At 61.3% G+C, this 15,141-nt stretch carries 18 protein-coding genes and 1 pseudogene; 17 read left to right on the top strand and 2 right to left on the bottom strand.

Features of this window, described 5'->3' with window-relative positions:
* The 3 genes from RIFP1SYM_RS13100 to RIFP1SYM_RS13090 all read left to right on the top strand — a co-directional run.
* Nucleotides 1-854, top strand: an 854-nt coding sequence (locus RIFP1SYM_RS13100; RefSeq protein ID WP_039960494.1) for an ATP-binding cassette domain-containing protein, incomplete at its 5' end; no start/stop codon positions are given.
* Nucleotides 855-989: 135 nt separating this feature from the next.
* Nucleotides 990-1,265: an RNA recognition motif domain-containing protein gene (locus tag RIFP1SYM_RS13095; protein WP_006475170.1), complete on the top strand. Its 276-nt coding sequence runs from the start codon at nt 990-992 to the stop codon at nt 1,263-1,265.
* Between the two features lie 78 nt (nt 1,266-1,343).
* Entirely contained in the window at nt 1,344-1,814 is a 471-nt protein-coding gene (locus tag RIFP1SYM_RS13090) for a DUF2939 domain-containing protein (protein ID WP_005965494.1), read from the top strand.
* On the opposite strand, the gene RIFP1SYM_RS13085 is transcribed toward RIFP1SYM_RS13090, so the two are convergent.
* Both RIFP1SYM_RS13085 and RIFP1SYM_RS13080 read right to left on the bottom strand, forming a co-directional pair.
* The gene (locus tag RIFP1SYM_RS13085) at nt 1,811-2,371 is read right to left on the bottom strand and encodes a DUF1415 domain-containing protein (RefSeq protein WP_006475169.1); all 561 of its coding nucleotides are present in this window, start codon (nt 2,369-2,371) and stop codon (nt 1,811-1,813) included. The genes RIFP1SYM_RS13090 and RIFP1SYM_RS13085 overlap by 4 nt on opposite strands.
* Entirely contained in the window at nt 2,364-3,182 is an 819-nt protein-coding gene (locus RIFP1SYM_RS13080) for an MOSC domain-containing protein (protein ID WP_005965491.1), read from the bottom strand. The genes RIFP1SYM_RS13085 and RIFP1SYM_RS13080 overlap by 8 nt, the downstream gene beginning before the upstream one ends.
* A 114-nt stretch (nt 3,183-3,296) precedes the next feature.
* Here RIFP1SYM_RS13080 and RIFP1SYM_RS13075 point away from each other — a divergent pair.
* From RIFP1SYM_RS13075 to RIFP1SYM_RS13020, 14 genes and pseudogenes are all read left to right on the top strand, one after another.
* A pseudogene (locus RIFP1SYM_RS13075) lies at nt 3,297-4,407 on the top strand (PilT/PilU family type 4a pilus ATPase).
* Between the two features lie 105 nt (nt 4,408-4,512).
* Entirely contained in the window at nt 4,513-7,041 is a 2,529-nt protein-coding gene (locus RIFP1SYM_RS13070) for a glycogen/starch/alpha-glucan phosphorylase (RefSeq protein WP_005965488.1), read from the top strand.
* A complete protein-coding gene (locus RIFP1SYM_RS13065) occupies nt 7,038-7,322 on the top strand; it encodes a YcgL domain-containing protein (RefSeq protein ID WP_005965486.1) in 285 nt (94 codons plus the stop codon). Before RIFP1SYM_RS13070 ends, RIFP1SYM_RS13065 begins: the two co-directional genes overlap by 4 nt.
* 64 nt (nt 7,323-7,386) lie before the next feature.
* On the top strand, nt 7,387-7,563 hold the full coding sequence (gene lptM, locus RIFP1SYM_RS19055) for an LPS translocon maturation chaperone LptM (protein ID WP_081417766.1): 177 nt from the start codon (nt 7,387-7,389) through the stop codon (nt 7,561-7,563).
* Nucleotides 7,564-7,566: 3 nt separating this feature from the next.
* Nucleotides 7,567-8,814: a diaminopimelate decarboxylase gene (gene lysA / locus RIFP1SYM_RS13060; protein WP_005965484.1), complete on the top strand. Its 1,248-nt coding sequence runs from the start codon at nt 7,567-7,569 to the stop codon at nt 8,812-8,814.
* A 26-nt stretch (nt 8,815-8,840) separates the two neighbouring features.
* The gene (locus RIFP1SYM_RS13055) at nt 8,841-9,482 is read left to right on the top strand and encodes a class I SAM-dependent methyltransferase (RefSeq protein WP_240991678.1); all 642 of its coding nucleotides are present in this window, start codon (nt 8,841-8,843) and stop codon (nt 9,480-9,482) included.
* 345 nt (nt 9,483-9,827) lie between these two features.
* On the top strand, nt 9,828-9,980 hold the full coding sequence (locus tag RIFP1SYM_RS18285; RefSeq protein WP_006475164.1) for a hypothetical protein: 153 nt from the start codon (nt 9,828-9,830) through the stop codon (nt 9,978-9,980).
* Between the two features lie 57 nt (nt 9,981-10,037).
* Nucleotides 10,038-10,868 (top strand): diaminopimelate epimerase, encoded by an 831-nt coding sequence (gene dapF / locus RIFP1SYM_RS13050; RefSeq protein ID WP_005965478.1) that lies wholly within the window; start codon nt 10,038-10,040, stop codon nt 10,866-10,868.
* Entirely contained in the window at nt 10,865-11,563 is a 699-nt protein-coding gene (locus tag RIFP1SYM_RS13045; protein ID WP_005965476.1) for a DUF484 family protein, read from the top strand. The genes dapF and RIFP1SYM_RS13045 overlap by 4 nt, the downstream gene beginning before the upstream one ends.
* 6 nt (nt 11,564-11,569) lie before the next feature.
* The gene (xerC, locus tag RIFP1SYM_RS13040) at nt 11,570-12,487 is read left to right on the top strand and encodes a tyrosine recombinase XerC (protein ID WP_005965474.1); all 918 of its coding nucleotides are present in this window, start codon (nt 11,570-11,572) and stop codon (nt 12,485-12,487) included.
* Nucleotides 12,488-12,554: 67 nt separating this feature from the next.
* Nucleotides 12,555-12,866 (top strand): hypothetical protein, encoded by a 312-nt coding sequence (locus tag RIFP1SYM_RS13035; protein ID WP_006475161.1) that lies wholly within the window; start codon nt 12,555-12,557, stop codon nt 12,864-12,866.
* Between the two features lie 147 nt (nt 12,867-13,013).
* The gene (gene hslV / locus RIFP1SYM_RS13030; protein WP_005965472.1) at nt 13,014-13,559 is read left to right on the top strand and encodes an ATP-dependent protease subunit HslV; all 546 of its coding nucleotides are present in this window, start codon (nt 13,014-13,016) and stop codon (nt 13,557-13,559) included.
* A 6-nt stretch (nt 13,560-13,565) separates the two neighbouring features.
* Nucleotides 13,566-14,906: an ATP-dependent protease ATPase subunit HslU gene (hslU, locus tag RIFP1SYM_RS13025; RefSeq protein ID WP_005965470.1), complete on the top strand. Its 1,341-nt coding sequence runs from the start codon at nt 13,566-13,568 to the stop codon at nt 14,904-14,906.
* 118 nt (nt 14,907-15,024) lie between these two features.
* The coding region (locus RIFP1SYM_RS13020; RefSeq protein WP_039960492.1) for a gamma-butyrobetaine hydroxylase-like domain-containing protein at nt 15,025-15,141 on the top strand (117 nt) is incomplete at its 3' end.

The following is a 15,141-nucleotide window of genomic DNA, read 5'->3' as shown; positions in this document are numbered from 1 at the left end:
CCCTGATCAAGCTGATGGCCGGCGAACTCACCCCTCTGGCCGGCAAGCTACTGCCCGCCCAGGAGCTGAAGATCGGCTACTTCGCCCAGCACCAGCTGGAGCAGCTCAACCTGCACGCCAGCCCACTGCAGCATCTGCAGCGTCTTGATGCCAAGGCCAGCGAGCAGTCTCTGCGGGATTTTCTCGGCGGATTTGGCTTTGCCGGTGAGCGCGCACTGGAGCCGGTCGCACCCTTCTCCGGCGGCGAAAAGGCGCGCCTGGTGCTGGCACTACTGGTCTACCAACGCCCCAACCTGCTGCTGCTCGACGAGCCCACTAACCACCTCGATCTGGAGATGCGCCACGCCCTCGGCCAGGCGCTGCAGGATTTTGAGGGGGCGATGGTGCTGGTCTCCCACGACCGTCACCTGCTGCGCATCACCTGCGACCGCCTCTGGTTGGTGTACGGCGGGCGCGTCGAACCCTTCAATGACGACCTGGAGGCCTATCCCGCCTGGCTGACGGCGCAGCGGCGGGAACAGGGGTCGGATGGAAACAGCCGCAGCGAGGGAGAGCATACCGCCGAGGCGCGCCGCGCCCGCAAACGTGCCGAGGCCGAGCGGAGGCGCCAGCTGCAGCCACTCAAACGCCAGATGACGAAGCTCGAACAGGAGATGGAACGCCTGCAGGCCAGCCAATCCATCCTGGAGAGTTCGCTGGCCGACACGGGTTTCTATCAGGAGGATAGAAAACAAGATCTAAAACAGCTGCTTGCCGAGAAAGCCGAGGTCGATCGCCAACTCCAAGCAATAGAGACCGACTGGTTTGCAATTGGAGAGCAATTAGAGGCTGCACAATTGGAAGAAACCGACTAAAGTACTCATACCCGCGGTGTGCGGGAGATACCGAGTTGAGGTTTTCCCCGACCGGAGCTATCGATTGATTTTGCATTTGATTGGTTGGTGGCGTTGTTATTTTCTCAAATGCATTTTTTTCAGTGAGCTTTGGAAATGAATATCTATGTTGGAAACCTCTCTTGGAACACCACCGATGATGAGTTGCATGAGCTTTTTGCTCCCTATGGCGCGGTAGACAGCGCCAAGGTCATTATGGACCGCGAGACCGGTCGCTCCCGCGGCTTCGGCTTTGTCGAAATGTCTGACAACAGCGCCGCACAGAGCGCCATCGATAGCCTCAACGACAGCCAGTTGGGCGGTCGCAGCCTGCGTGTCAACGAAGCCAAGCCCCGCACCAACAGCGGTGGTGGTGGTCGCGGTCGCTACTGATCCGTGCCCTGCTGATCAGGGAGGCCCGGCGGTCGCCGAGCCTCCCATTCCATCTCCGCCACAAACTCCCCTGATCCCATGAAAACGCTCTTCATCACGCTATTCCTGGCGCTGATCGCCTATCTTGTCTGGCCCTTCACCACCCTTTATCAACTCGACCAGGCGCTGCAACAGAGTGACCGGGCGCGGCTTGCCGAACTGGTGGATCTGCAGACAGTGCGGGCCGAGATCAAGCGCAAGATGAACAAAGAGATGGAGAGCAGCATCGGCGAGGTCTCTGGCAGCTTCGTCGAATGGCTGCAGAGTGGCATCCAGCGACTCGGCAGCGGTGCCATCGACCAGATGGTCGACCTGGAGTGGGCGATGCATCAGCTCCGCTCCCACAATCCGGACCCCCGTCAGGGCGGTCTACTGAATCAGCTGGACTACGCCTTTTTTGACGGCCCCAACAGCCTGTTGCTGCGTATCGGCGAGCTGGGTGAAAACCCGGTACACGCGCGCCTGACCCGCGACGGCGAGCGCTGGCGCATCACCGCGATCTACAACTAATCCTCCTCCCCCACCAGACAGTGGGCGAGTTGCGCCTGCACCCGCTCAATACCCATATCACGCAGCAACTGCACGTTGCGCTGGGGAATCTGCTCCGGGTTGGGATAACTCTCCAGGGCACGTGACAGCGGCGCCTCACGGATGACGTGGATCATCGGATAGGGTGAACGATTGGTGTAGTTGGCCGGATCATCCGCTGTGGCCCCTTCAAAACGGTAGTCAGGATGGAAGCTGGCGAGCTGAAACAGCCCCTCCAGCCCCGCCTCGGCGATCACCTCTTCCGCCAGCGTCAACAGTTCCAGATAGTCTGAAAACTGCTCCAGCCCTCTGGGAATGATAAACAGCGCCGTCTCCACCTCCGCCTCATCGAGGCGGTTGATCTGGTCCAGCTCCTGCAAAAAACTCTGGTAGATCGTCTCCAGTTGATCCGCCGGGGTGGCATGGAAACGCACCCGCCCCTGACCCATCGGCTGGGCCGCAAACGGGCAGAGATTAAGCCCCACCACCACCTCTTCCACCCACTGCCTGCAGGCAAGGATCGCCTCTGACTCATTCACCACTCACCTCCAGCAACTCAACCGGCAACCCCAAGGCGAGTTCGCCCTCAGCATTGTGTAAAAGATTCTGACCGAAAAGTACCTTATTGCCCTGGCGACGATAGCCGGACAGGGTCTTCAGCGGCTCCTCTCCGCGCTGCGCACTCTGCGGATCGATGGTGGTAATAACGCAACGAGAGCAGGGTTTCACCACCCGAAAAACCACCCCGCCGATTTGGATCCGCCGCCACCGGTCCTCCGCATAGGGCGTGCAGCCATCGACCACCAGATTGGGACGAAAACGGCGCATCGGCAGCGCAACCGGCAAACGCCGGTTGAGATCAGCCAGCGAGGCCTGCGAGATCAGTAGTAGCGGAAAGCCATCGGAGAAGGCGGTGTGATCTGAGCTGAGAGCATAGTCAGGATCGACCTGGCGGCGGGTCGAGTCGGGCATGTAGACCAGTCGACAGGGGATCTCCAGAAACTCACTCAACCACCGATCGGCCTCCGCACCACAGACTAGCCCCCGGCAACGATCCTCCCAGACCTGCACCTCGATCCACTCATCCCCTTGAGGGTGCAGCGGTAGTGACAACGGCTGCTGACCATCGGCCCGTAGCAGCAGCCGATCCGACTCAATTGCCGGCTGGATCAGGGTCATACGCGGCAGGCGCCGCTGGCTGAGAAAGTGACCGGCCTGATCCACCAGCATCCAACGGCGATCGTAGTGCAGACCAAAGCTGTCCAGCTCGCTACGCTGCAGATCGATCCCGCCGAGGGATTTCACCGGATAGATACTCAGCCCGCTCAGTCGAATTAGTGATGGCTGCATGAAAAAATCTCCTACACTCCAGAGAAAAACCGCCGATAAGCATGGGACAGCAAGGCACTATAGGGAAGCGATACCTCCCCCGCCAGCCTCAATCACAGCAACAAGGAATCTTTGATGGATATCGTCCCTTACTTGAAACTCATGGTGCAGAAAAACGGCTCGGATCTCTTCTTCAGTACTGGCGCACCACCCAACCTCAAGGCCGAGGGGGATTGCCGTCCGATCGGCTCCACCCCGCTGCAGCCCGGCCAGGTGCGCAAGCTCGCCTACTCGGTGATGTCAGACGATCAGATACACGAGTTCGAGGCGACGCTGGAGTGCAATATGGCCATTTCCATCAGCAAACTGGGGCGGTTTCGCGTCAATGTCTTCAGACAGCGCGGCGATGTGGCGATGGTGATCCGCTACATCAAAGGGGTGATCCCGCCGGTGGAACAGCTCAATCTGCCGGTCATCCTGAAGGATCTGATCCTGCAGAAGCACGGCCTGATCCTGGTGGTCGGCGCCACCGGTTCGGGCAAGTCGACCACCCTGGCGGCGATGCTCGAGCACCGCAACCAGAACATGTATGGCCACATTCCTCACCATCGAGGATCCGATCGAATACCTCTACACCCACAAGCGGTCGATCGTCGACCAGCGCGAGGTTGGCATAGATACTCTCAGCTATGAAAATGCCCTAAAGAACGCCATGCGCGAGGCCCCTGACGTGATCCAGATCGGCGAGATCCGCGACATGGAGACGATGAAATACGCCATCGCCTACGCCGAGACTGGCCACCTCTGCCTCTCCACCCTGCACTCCAACAACGCCAATCAGGCCCTCGACCGGATCATCAACTTCTTTCCCGACACCGCCCGGCAGCAGCTCTACATGGACCTCTCACTCAACCTCAAGGCGGTGATCTCACAACGCCTGGTGCGCAACGTCAACGGCCAGCGCCTGCCGGCAGTAGAGATCTTGCTACTCACCAGCTACATCTCTGAGCTGATCCAGAAGGGCGACATCCACGGCATCAAAGAGGCGATGGAACAGGGCACAGAACGCGGCATGCAGACCTTCGACCAGTCGCTCTATAAGCTCTACCGGGAGGAGCGGATCAGCCTGGAGGAGGCCCTCAGCCACGCCGACTCACGCAACAACCTATCGCTGAAGATCCGCCTCTCGGAAGGCGCCAGCCCTGGCTTCTCCGGCAATCTCGGCATCACTGAGAAGCAGCCCTAACAACTGTGATACATGCAATCACTTACCGGTGACATAGTTTCTGGTTTAGCATCAGAGACCGCTGCATAATACGCGCTTCGTTAAGCATATTGGTGCAGTCAAGCCATGTCAGAAAAAGGCCACCCCAAACTGAAACAGTGTGATCCAACCAATCGCAGAATCACTGAACTGCCTCCGCTGGGCATGGAGACCAAGGCGATCGCGGATGACTTTCGCCGCTATTTCGCTCACACCCTCGGTCGCGACGACCACTGCAAATCGAGCCACTACCCCTACAAAGCGCTAGCGCTGGCACTGCGCGACCGTCTCATCGAGCGCTGGAAGACCACCCGTCGCGCCTACGAAGAGAGCGATTGCAAACGCACCTTTTACCTCTCACTCGAATTCCTGATGGGGCGTGCCCTAAGCAACACCATGCTCAACCTGGATCTCACTCAGCAGTCGTACAAGGCCCTCTACGATCTGGGCGTATCGCTGGAGGAGATCCGTGAGAGCGAGCCCGACGCCGGCCTCGGCAACGGTGGCCTGGGGCGGCTCGCCGCTTGCTTCCTCGACAGCTGCGCCAGCCTGCGGCTGCCGGTGCGCGGCTACGGGTTGCGCTACGAATACGGCATGTTCCGCCAGCACATCGCCAACGGCCAGCAGATCGAGGATCCAGACCACTGGCTACGCGACGGCAACCCCTGGGAGCTGGAGCGGCCCGAGTATGTGCAACGCATCAAGTTTGGCGGGCGCGTCGAGCAGGGCCGCGACGCCAGCGGCCGGCTGCACATCCGCTGGGTCGACACCCACGACGTGCTGGCGGTACCCTACGACATCCCGATCCCCGGCTACCGCAACAATACCGTCAACACCCTGCGGCTGTGGAAGGCCGCCGCCACCGACGAGTTTGACCTGGAGGAGTTCCACGCCGGCGGCTACACCGAGGCGGTGAAGAAAAAGAACGACGCAGAAAACATCACCATGGTGCTCTACCCCAACGACGCCAGCGAGAACGGCAAAGAGCTGCGGCTGCGCCAGCAGTACTTCCTCGCCTCCGCCAGTATCAAAGACGTAATCCGCGAATGGCATGAGAGCCACCAGGATTTCAGCGAGTTTGCCGAGAAAAACTGCTTCCAGCTCAACGACACCCACCCCAGCATCTCGGTGGCTGAACTGATGCGCCAGCTGATGGATGAGCAGCATCTCGGCTGGGACGACGCTTGGGCCATCACATCCCGCACCATGGCCTACACCAACCACACCTTACTGCCGGAAGCCCTGGAACGCTGGCCGGTGCGCCTATTCCAGCAGCTACTACCACGCCTGCTGGAGATCATCTACGAGATCAACGCCCGCTTTCTCGCCCAGGTAGCGCAGCATTGGCCCGGCGACACCGACCGCTTGCGCCGCATATCGATCATCGAGGAGGGACACGAGCCAATGGTGCGTATGGCCTACCTCGCCATCGTCGGCAGCTTCTCGATCAACGGCGTCGCCGCACTGCACACCCAGCTGCTCACCGCCGGCCTGTTCCACGACTTCTATGAACTCTGGCCGGAACGCTTCAACAACAAAACCAACGGCGTCACCCCACGGCGCTGGCTCGCCGCCTGCAACCCCGGCCTGCGTGAACTGATCACCAAGAGCATCGGCGACGACTGGATCGCCAACCTGCCCGAGATCAGCCAGATCGAAAAGCTCGCCGACAGCCGCGTGTTCCGCCGCAAGTGGCGCGACATAAAACAAACCAACAAGCAGCGCCTGGCAGCGATGGTCAAGGCCGACTGCGACGTGGAGTTCAACCCCGAATCGCTGTTCGACGTGCAGGTCAAACGCATCCACGAATACAAACGTCAGCTGCTCAACATCCTGCATGTAATCCACCTCTACAATCGCATCCGCGCCGGCGACACCGCCAACTGGACCAACCGCTGCGTACTGATCGGCGGCAAGGCGGCACCTGGCTATGTGATGGCAAAGCTGATCATCAAACTGATCAACAACGTTGCGCGAGTGGTCAACAACGATCCGGATGTCGGCGACAAACTGAAGGTCGCCTTCATCCCTAACTATCGGGTCTCAGCAATGGAGGTTATCGCCCCCGGCACCGACCTCTCGGAGCAGATCTCCACCGCCGGCAAAGAGGCCTCCGGCACCGGCAACATGAAGTTCATGATGAACGGCGCAGTCACCATCGGCACCCTCGACGGCGCCAATATTGAGATTATGGAAGAGGTCGGCAAGAAGAACTTCTTCCTCTTCGGCCTGACCGCGACAGAGGTCGACACGCAGCGCATACACTACGATCCGAATCGGATCATCGACAATGACGCCGATTTCCGCCAGGTAATGCAACTGCTGGAGTGCGGCTACTTCAACCAGTTCGAACCGGGGCGGTTCGACACAATCATCGAGTCGATCCGCAACCCCTACGATCCGTGGATGACCGCCGCCGACTTCCGCAGCTATGTGGAGGCCCAACAGCGTGCCGCCGAGGCCTATCAGGACCAGGAGCAGTGGCTTCGCATGAGCATCATCAACAGCGCGCGCAGCGGCCGTTTCTCCACCGACCGCACCATGCAGGAGTACAATCGCGACATCTGGCGGATGCAGCCGGTGGCCCCGCTGCCCCTGACCCCTGCTGATCCATGAGCGCGGAAAACATCCACTGCTGGATCTACCGCAGCCCGCGCAAGCAGGAGATGTACCTCTACCTGCGCGAGCAGGACGCCTTCGAACAGCTGCCCGAGCCCCTGCTCAAACGCTTTGGCAGACCAACGTTGGTGATGGAGCTGGAGCTAAATGCCGGTCGCCAGCTGGCGCGGGAGGATGTGGGCAAGGTGATGCAGAATCTGCACAGCCAGGGCTTCCATCTGCAGATGCCGCCACGGATTGAGGTCGATCTCTACCAGGGCGACAGCGGCGGCTTTTGACCCAGCCCATATCAGATATAGGGCGGCCCGTGGCCGCCGCGTATCATCTATAAAATCAAGGATAATGTCGGGCGCAGCCCGACCTATAAATATGCCACATTTAATCGCCGGATTACTGGCACTCCTACTGCTCAGCGCCTGCGGCCAGAAAGGCCCGCTCTACCTACCGCCCGCGGCACAGCCACAGGTCGATCCTACAACCGAGCAGCCTACCCAGGCACCAGACCAGAAGAAGCACTGATCTATGGACCATTTCGACTATCAAGGCGACCAGCTCTACGCCGAGCAGGTGCCACTCACCGAGATTGCCAGACACTACGGCACCCCCTGCTATGTCTACTCCCGCGCCACCCTGGAGCGCCACTGGCACGCCTTCGACGACGCCTTCGGTGCACACCGCCACTTGGTCTGTTTCGCGGTCAAGGCCAACTCTAATCTGGCGGTGCTGAATCTGCTGGCGCGCCTCGGTTCCGGCTTCGACATCGTCTCGGTGGGCGAGCTGGAGCGGGTGCTGGCAGCCGGTGGTGAGCCGGCCAAGGTGCTCTTCTCCGGCGTCGGCAAGCGCGAGGATGAGATGCGCCGCGCGCTTGAGGTCGGCATCCGCTGCTTCAACGTCGAATCAGAAGCGGAGCTGGAACGCCTCAACCGGGTCGCCGGCGAGATGAGTGTACGTGCGCCGGTATCGATCCGCGTCAATCCCGACGTGGACGCCCAGACCCACCCCTATATCTCCACCGGACTAAAGGAGAACAAGTTCGGCATCGAGATCCAGCAGGCCCCAGCAATCTATCGCCAGGCCGCCGCCATGCCCAACATCGAGATCAAGGGAATCGACTGCCACATCGGCTCCCAGCTCACCGAGCTGTCGCCATTCCTCGACGCACTCGACCGGGTGCTGCTGCTGGTCGAGCAACTGGAGAGCGACGGCATCGCCATCCAACACCTCGACCTGGGTGGCGGCCTCGGCATCCACTATACGGATGAAACGCCTCCCCAGCCCGCCGACTACGCCCGGGCCCTGGGAGAACGCCTCGGCGATCGCGACTACGAACTGCTGGTGGAACCAGGCCGTGCCATCGCCGGCAACGCCGGGATACTGCTGACCAGGGTCGAGTTCCTCAAGCCCACCGAGCTCAAGCCCTTTGCCATCATCGACGCCGCCATGAACGACCTGCTGCGCCCCGCGCTCTATCAGGCCCATCAGCAGATCGTGCCGGTCGACCGCAACAGCCAGGGCAACCGCGCCCGCTACGATCTGGTCGGCCCGATCTGCGAGACCGGCGACTTCCTCGGCAAGGGCCGCGAGCTAAGCCTCAGCCCCGGCGACCTGCTGGCGGTGCGCTCCAGTGGCGCCTACGGCTTCACCATGAGCTCCAACTACAACTCCCGCCCGCGCGCCGCTGAGGTGATGGTGGATGGTGACCAGCACTACCTGGTGCGCCGGCGCGAAAGCCTTGAAGATCTCTATCGGGGCGAACAGCTGCTGCCGTGAAACGCATCCCGGAACCCGTCGAGCTGATGGATGAGAAGGCGCAGGCCAAGGCCTACGCCGAAGCCGATTTCAGGGAGCCCAACCAGCTCTTTCTCGATAGGCTCTTGGCACTCATGGGGGATCGAGCACCCAATCATGCCCTCGACCTGGGCTGCGGCCCGGCTGACATCACCCTGCACGTCGCCCGCCACTGGCACGACTGCCGGGTAGATGGCCTGGATGGGGCCGAGGCGATGCTGGCCCACGGCCGCCGACTGCTACAGCGCCACCCCGCCACCGAGGCGCGGGTAAACCTAATCTGCGACACTCTGCCCAGCGCCCTGCTACCACAACGGGCCTACGACCTGATCTTCTCCAACTCGCTACTGCACCATCTGCACAATCCCGACATTCTCTGGCAAACCATCCAATCCACCGCCATCCCTGGTGCCGCCATCTTCATCATGGACTTGAGGCGCCTCAACTCGCCACAGGCGGTGGAATCACTGGTGCAACACTACGCTGCTAACGAGCCCCAGATCCTGCAACGCGACTTCCGCGCTTCACTGTGCGCCGCCTTTACTCCCGATGAGGTGCAGCAGCAGTTGAACGAGCGGGGGCTGACCACACTCAGCGTGCACAATCTCAGCGACCGTCATCTGAGCATCAGCGGCTTTCTACCCGGCTGACACTCCCGCCTGCTCTGCTAATATTCTCTGCACCCACAGCCACTGCAAAAGATTGGACCATGGCCTCATCCCGATGCTTTTCTCCACTCATCCGGCTCCTCCTGCTGATTGCACTGGGCTGGAGCGGCCAGACTGTCACCGAGCCCTTGCCAAGTAGCTCCGGCGCAACGCTCTACTTCAAGCTGCCCATCGACGGTTCTCAGACCCGTCAGCCAGGAGAGCCGCATCGGCCTCTCACTGCATCACACCCTGACCAATACCCCCTCAAACTCATCCCAATCATCACCACACCAACTCTCCCTGGTCGACTGGAGTTACAGCGCTCAGCAAGGACCACGTCTGACCATGCTCGGCATCAACCCAATGATCGTCAAGCGCAGCCATCTCAGCGCTGCAGAGAGGGCAAAGCAGGAGCAACTGGAGGAGAATCTACAGACAATCCTCATTGTCGGACTGGGGCTAGCAACCGCCTCCGGGGTGATCGCCAGCTCCGACTGAGGCTCTGGCGATCCAGCTCCACTTTGCAGTCAGGCGTAGGCTTGCTAGCCTTGGCAGATGCAACTCCGATTCAGCAAAATGCAGGGCATCGGCAACGACTTTGTGGTCTTCGATGCGATCAACCAAAGCGTCGAACTGAGTGCCACGCAGTACCGTGCCATCGCCGACCGACGCTTCGGCGTCGGCTGTGACCAGATCCTGCTGGTGGAGTCGCCGCGCCTGCCCGATACCGATTTCCACTACCGCATCTTCAACGCCGACGGCTCCGAGGTGGAGCAGTGCGGCAACGGAGCGCGCTGTTTCGCCCGCTTCGTGCACGAGAAGGGGCTGAGCTCGAAGCGCAGCATCCCGGTCGGCACCACCTCGGGGCGGATCGTCCTCAATCTGCTGGATGACGGGCTGGTCCAGGTCGATATGGGCGAACCGATCCTCGACCCTACCGCCATCCCCTTCCAGGCCGACACCATTGCCACCAGCTATCCGCTGCAGGTGGGGGGCGAGCAGCTGATGGTCGGCGCTGTCTCGATGGGCAACCCGCATGCGGTTCTGCTGGTCGATTCGGTAGATAGCTTCCCGGTGGAGCGGCTCGGCCCGCTGATCGAAAACCATCCGCGCTTTCCGCAGCGGGTCAATGTCGGCTTCATGCAGGTGATCGATCGCAATCAAATCCAGCTGCGGGTGTTCGAACGCGGTTCCGGCGAGACCCTCGCCTGCGGTACCGGTGCCTGCGCCGCAGTGGTCGCCGGCCGGCTGCAGGGATTACTCGATCAACGGGTCCAAGTCAATCTCCCCGGAGGGAATCTTGTGGTAGAGTGGCCAGGAGAAGAATACCCCGTGCTGATGAGCGGACCGGCAGTCACTGTGTTTGAGGGGAAGATAGAACTATGAGCCAACAGGCCAACCAACCCGACACCCCCGCCAGCCTCGAGAGCGAAGCGGCTGTGATCGAATATCTGAAAAACCACCCCGATTTCTTCAACCGCCACCCTGAGGCGCTCAGCGAGCTTGAGATTCCCCACCAGAGCGGTGCGGCAGTCTCACTAATCGAGCGCCAGGTGGAGAGCCTGCGAACCCAGATGCATAGCTACCAGACCAGGCTCGACGAATTGATCGCGGTAGGCCGCGACAACGACCAGCTGCAGCAGAAGCTGCACCGGCTGACCCTGGCACTGATCGACGCTGTCACCTTCGAAGAGGTGCTGACCGCCCTGGAAGACGAACTACACGGCGACTTCAAGGCCGATGCGGTGGAGCTGCGCCTTTTCTCCAACCCTCATCTGACCGATCACTATGGCGAAGAAAACCCAAAACTCTCCGCCACCTTCGACTCATTTTTCAAGAAAAACGCACCGGTCTGCGGCACGCTGGAGGAGGAGGAGCTGGCCTTCATCTTCGGCACCGAGGGGAAAGATATCGCCTCCACCGCGCTGATCCCGCTGAACAGCGACGGGGTGCTGGGTCTACTTGCAATCGGCAGCCGCGATGCGGATCGCTTCGCCCCCCACCACGGCACCGACTTCCTCGCTCGCCTCGGCGACGTGATCGGCCGCACCCTGCAAGCGGTCTCGCTGCCGGGTCTCTAGTCTGTCATGTCCGACCCCGCCCAAGCCTCTGAGCTACAGTGCTGGGTGGATCGTTTCCTACTTCATCTGCGTGATGAGCGCCGCCTCTCGCCCCATACTCTGGCGAGCTACCGGCGCGATCTAAGCCAGCTCATCCACTGGCTCGATGAGCAGGGCATCTCCCACTGGTCGCATCTCAGCGCCAATCAGATCCGTGGCTACATCGCCCAGCGCCACCGCCAGGGCCTGGCTGCCAAAAGCCTGCAACGGGAGCTCTCCAGCCTACGTAGCCTCTACCGCTTTCTGCTGCGCGAACAGGCTGTCGACAACAATCCAGCGCTGGGGGTTCGCGCACCCAAAGCACAACGCAGGCTGCCCGCAACCCTTGATGCCGACCAGCTGAGCCAGCTCCTGGAGATCAGCGATGACTCGCCGGTGGCCCTGCGCGACCGGGCGATCATGGAGCTCTTCTACTCCTCAGGTCTGCGCCTGGCGGAGCTGATCGACCTCGATCTGGGGCAGATCGACCAGGCCGACGCGGAGGTTGAGGTGATGGGCAAGGGCTCCCGGGCCCGCAGGTTGCCGGTAGGGCGCAGGGCGCTGCAGGCCATTGAGGCCTGGCTGGCAGTCCGCCCCCAGCTCGCGGCGATTGACGAACCGGCACTGTTTGTCGGCGTGCGCGGCCAGCGCATCAGCCGTTCCACCATCCAGAAGCAGCTACGTCACTGGTCACGACAGCAGGGCAGCCCGCACAACCTGCATCCGCACATGCTCCGCCACTCCTTCGCCAGCCATCTGCTGGAATCCTCCGGCGATCTGCGCGCGGTGCAGGAGCTGCTCGGCCACGCCAACATCAGCACCACCCAGATCTACACCCACCTCGATTTCCAGCACTTGGCGCAGGTCTACGATCAAGCCCATCCGCGGGCGAAGAAGCAAAAATAACCGCGTATTACCTTCAGTTTCCCTACCTCCAGCCGAACCTTTTGTGCATCCAACTGAGGAAGATGAGATGACCCACCCGATTCGGCTACGCCTTCTACTGCTTCTGCTGATTGTCTCGACCCTGCTGCTCGCAGAACCCGCCCTTGCCAACAAGTTTGTCACCATCGGCAGTGGGGTCAGCGGCTCATCGAGCCTCAAACTCGGCTTCCTCAAGGACGCCGCCTACATCACTGGCGCTATTTTTGCTCTGATGGCGGTCGGCGCCCTGCTGATGCGCAACCGCAATGCACACTCAGTCGACTTTACCCTCGGTAAACAGGCTGCCATCATCCTCGCCATCCTCTCCTCCCTCTGTTTTCTCTTCGCCCTGCTTGCCTGAGACCGCCACCACATACCCATTTGGCTCTAATCTGGCCTGCGACAAGTCAGATTGATAGAGATTCCGGCGCAAAATCCCAGCCCACCGTTTTTTCCCCTCCCCGCCTCGGGTACAATCAGCCTCCTTTCTGTCAGATGCAGGCTCGACGTGGAAACCTTCAAAGGCACAACAATTCTTTCGGTGCGCCGAGGCGGCAAGGTCGTCATCGGTGGAGACGGCCAGGTCTCGCTGGGCAACACCGTAATGAAGGGCAATGCGCGCAAGGTGCGCTCGCTCTACAAGGGACAGGTGATTGCTGGGTTTGCCGGCGCCACCGCCGACGCCTTCACCCTGTTCGAACGCTTCGAGGCGAAGCTGGAGAAGCACCACGGCCACCTCACCCGCTCAGCCGTGGAGCTGGCTAAGGACTGGCGCACCGACCGCATGTTGCGCCGCCTGGAGGCGCTGCTCTGCATCGCCGACGCCAAAGCCTCGCTGATCATCTCCGGCACCGGCGACGTGATCGAGCCGGAGAACAGCCTGATGGCAATCGGCTCCGGCGGCGCTTTTGCCCAGGCCGCCGCCAGCGCGCTGCTGCAAAACACCGAGCTGAACGCCCGCGAGGTGGTGGAGAAAGCGTTGCACATCGCCGCCGACATCTGCATCTACACCAACCACAACCTGATTCTAGAAGAGCTCGACAGCGAGAACTAACCCACTATGTCGGAAATTACCCCACAACAGATCGTTGCCGAACTAGATAAACACATCATCGGCCAGGCCGACGCCAAGCGCGCCGTCGCCATCGCACTGCGCAACCGCTGGCGCCGGGCCCAGGTGCCCGAGGCGCTGCGCAACGAGATCACGCCGAAGAACATCCTGATGATCGGCCCCACGGGGGTCGGCAAGACCGAGATCGCGCGCCGCCTGGCAAAGCTAGCCGACGCGCCCTTCCTCAAAGTCGAGGCAACCAAGTTCACCGAGGTCGGCTATGTCGGTCGGGATGTGGAGTCGATCGTGCGTGACCTGGCCGACTCGGCAGTGAAGATGATACGCGAAAAGGAGATCGCCAAGGTCGAGGACGAGGCCAGCGCAGCGGCCGAGGAGCGTCTGCTCGACGTCCTGCTGCCCGCCCCCAAACCGAGCGGCTGGGAGGAAGAGAGCGCCAGCAGTGGCGGTGTCTCCCGCCAGACTCGGGAGCGCTTCCGCGCCAAGCTGCGTGACGGCGAACTGGATGACAAGGAGATCGAGATCGAGGTCAGTGCCGCCCCGATGGGCGTGGAGATCATGGCCCCTCCCGGCATGGAGGAGATGACCAGCCAGCTGCAGGGGATGTTCCAGAACATGGGCAGTGGCCGCTCGCGAAAACGCAAGCTACGCATCCGCGACGCCCTCAAGGTGCTCAAGGATGAAGAGGCGCAGAAGCGCATCAACGAGGAGGATCTAAAGCTGCACGCCATCAATCTGGTGGAGCAGCACGGCATCGTCTTCCTCGACGAGCTGGACAAGGTGGCCAGCCGGGCCGAACACGGCGGCGCCGATGTCTCCCGCGAGGGGGTGCAGCGCGACCTGCTGCCGCTGGTGGAGGGCTGCACCATCTCCACCAAACACGGTATGGTCCGAACCGACCACATCCTGTTCATCGCCTCCGGTGCCTTCCACCTTTCCAAGCCGTCGGACCTGATCCCGGAGCTGCAGGGGCGGCTGCCGATCCGGGTCGAGCTGAGCGCCCTGAGTACCGAGGATTTCAGCCGTATCCTCACCGAGCCGGACGCCTCACTCACCGAGCAGTATCAGGCGCTGATGGCCACCGAGCAGGTCGAGCTGGAGTTCACCGACGACGCCATCCAGCGCATTGCGGAGACCGCCTGGCAGGTCAACGAGCACACCGAGAACATCGGCGCACGGCGCCTCCACACCGTGATGGAGCGGTTGCTGGAGCAGATCTCCTTCGATGCCTCAGAGCACACTGGCGAGCACTTTACGGTAGACGCGGCCTATGTGGACGATCAGCTCGCCGCGCTGGCAGCTGACGAAGATCTCAGCCAGTACATCCTCTAGCCCGATGATCGACTTCCCATCACAGAAGCGCCAGGCAACCCAACCCTGCACCGGGATTAACTGCCGCCGCCATCAGGTACAATCCACGCCGGATTCAACAGCTACGAGGTAACCAGTGATGTCCCATCCGATTCCTACCGAGATCCACCTGCACCGCCAGTCGCGCCGGCTAGAGATCAGCTTCGACGACGGCGAGAAGTTCGAATATCCGGCGGAGTATCTGCGGGTTTTCTCT

It is taken from the genome of endosymbiont of Riftia pachyptila (vent Ph05) (assembly GCF_000224455.1).
GTDB classification, from domain to species: Bacteria; Pseudomonadota; Gammaproteobacteria; order Chromatiales; family Chromatiaceae; genus Endoriftia; species Endoriftia persephonae.
Note: the sequence above shows the minus strand (reverse complement) of the source record. Positions and strands in the feature narration are given on the sequence as shown.

Coding starts and splice junctions, on each gene's coding strand:
- RIFP1SYM_RS13095 (WP_006475170.1), top strand. CDS start 990: ATGAATATCTATGTTGGAAACCTCTCTTGGAACACCACCGATGATGAG.
- RIFP1SYM_RS13090 (WP_005965494.1), top strand. CDS start 1,344: ATGAAAACGCTCTTCATCACGCTATTCCTGGCGCTGATCGCCTATCTT.
- RIFP1SYM_RS13080 (WP_005965491.1), bottom strand. CDS start 3,182: ATGCAGCCATCACTAATTCGACTGAGCGGGCTGAGTATCTATCCGGTG.
- RIFP1SYM_RS13070 (WP_005965488.1), top strand. CDS start 4,513: ATGTCAGAAAAAGGCCACCCCAAACTGAAACAGTGTGATCCAACCAAT.
- RIFP1SYM_RS13065 (WP_005965486.1), top strand. CDS start 7,038: ATGAGCGCGGAAAACATCCACTGCTGGATCTACCGCAGCCCGCGCAAG.
- lptM (WP_081417766.1), top strand. CDS start 7,387: ATGTCGGGCGCAGCCCGACCTATAAATATGCCACATTTAATCGCCGGA.
- lysA (WP_005965484.1), top strand. CDS start 7,567: ATGGACCATTTCGACTATCAAGGCGACCAGCTCTACGCCGAGCAGGTG.
- RIFP1SYM_RS13055 (WP_240991678.1), top strand. CDS start 8,841: ATGGATGAGAAGGCGCAGGCCAAGGCCTACGCCGAAGCCGATTTCAGG.
- RIFP1SYM_RS18285 (WP_006475164.1), top strand. CDS start 9,828: ATGCTCGGCATCAACCCAATGATCGTCAAGCGCAGCCATCTCAGCGCT.
- dapF (WP_005965478.1), top strand. CDS start 10,038: ATGCAACTCCGATTCAGCAAAATGCAGGGCATCGGCAACGACTTTGTG.
- RIFP1SYM_RS13045 (WP_005965476.1), top strand. CDS start 10,865: ATGAGCCAACAGGCCAACCAACCCGACACCCCCGCCAGCCTCGAGAGC.
- xerC (WP_005965474.1), top strand. CDS start 11,570: ATGTCCGACCCCGCCCAAGCCTCTGAGCTACAGTGCTGGGTGGATCGT.
- RIFP1SYM_RS13035 (WP_006475161.1), top strand. CDS start 12,555: ATGACCCACCCGATTCGGCTACGCCTTCTACTGCTTCTGCTGATTGTC.
- hslU (WP_005965470.1), top strand. CDS start 13,566: ATGTCGGAAATTACCCCACAACAGATCGTTGCCGAACTAGATAAACAC.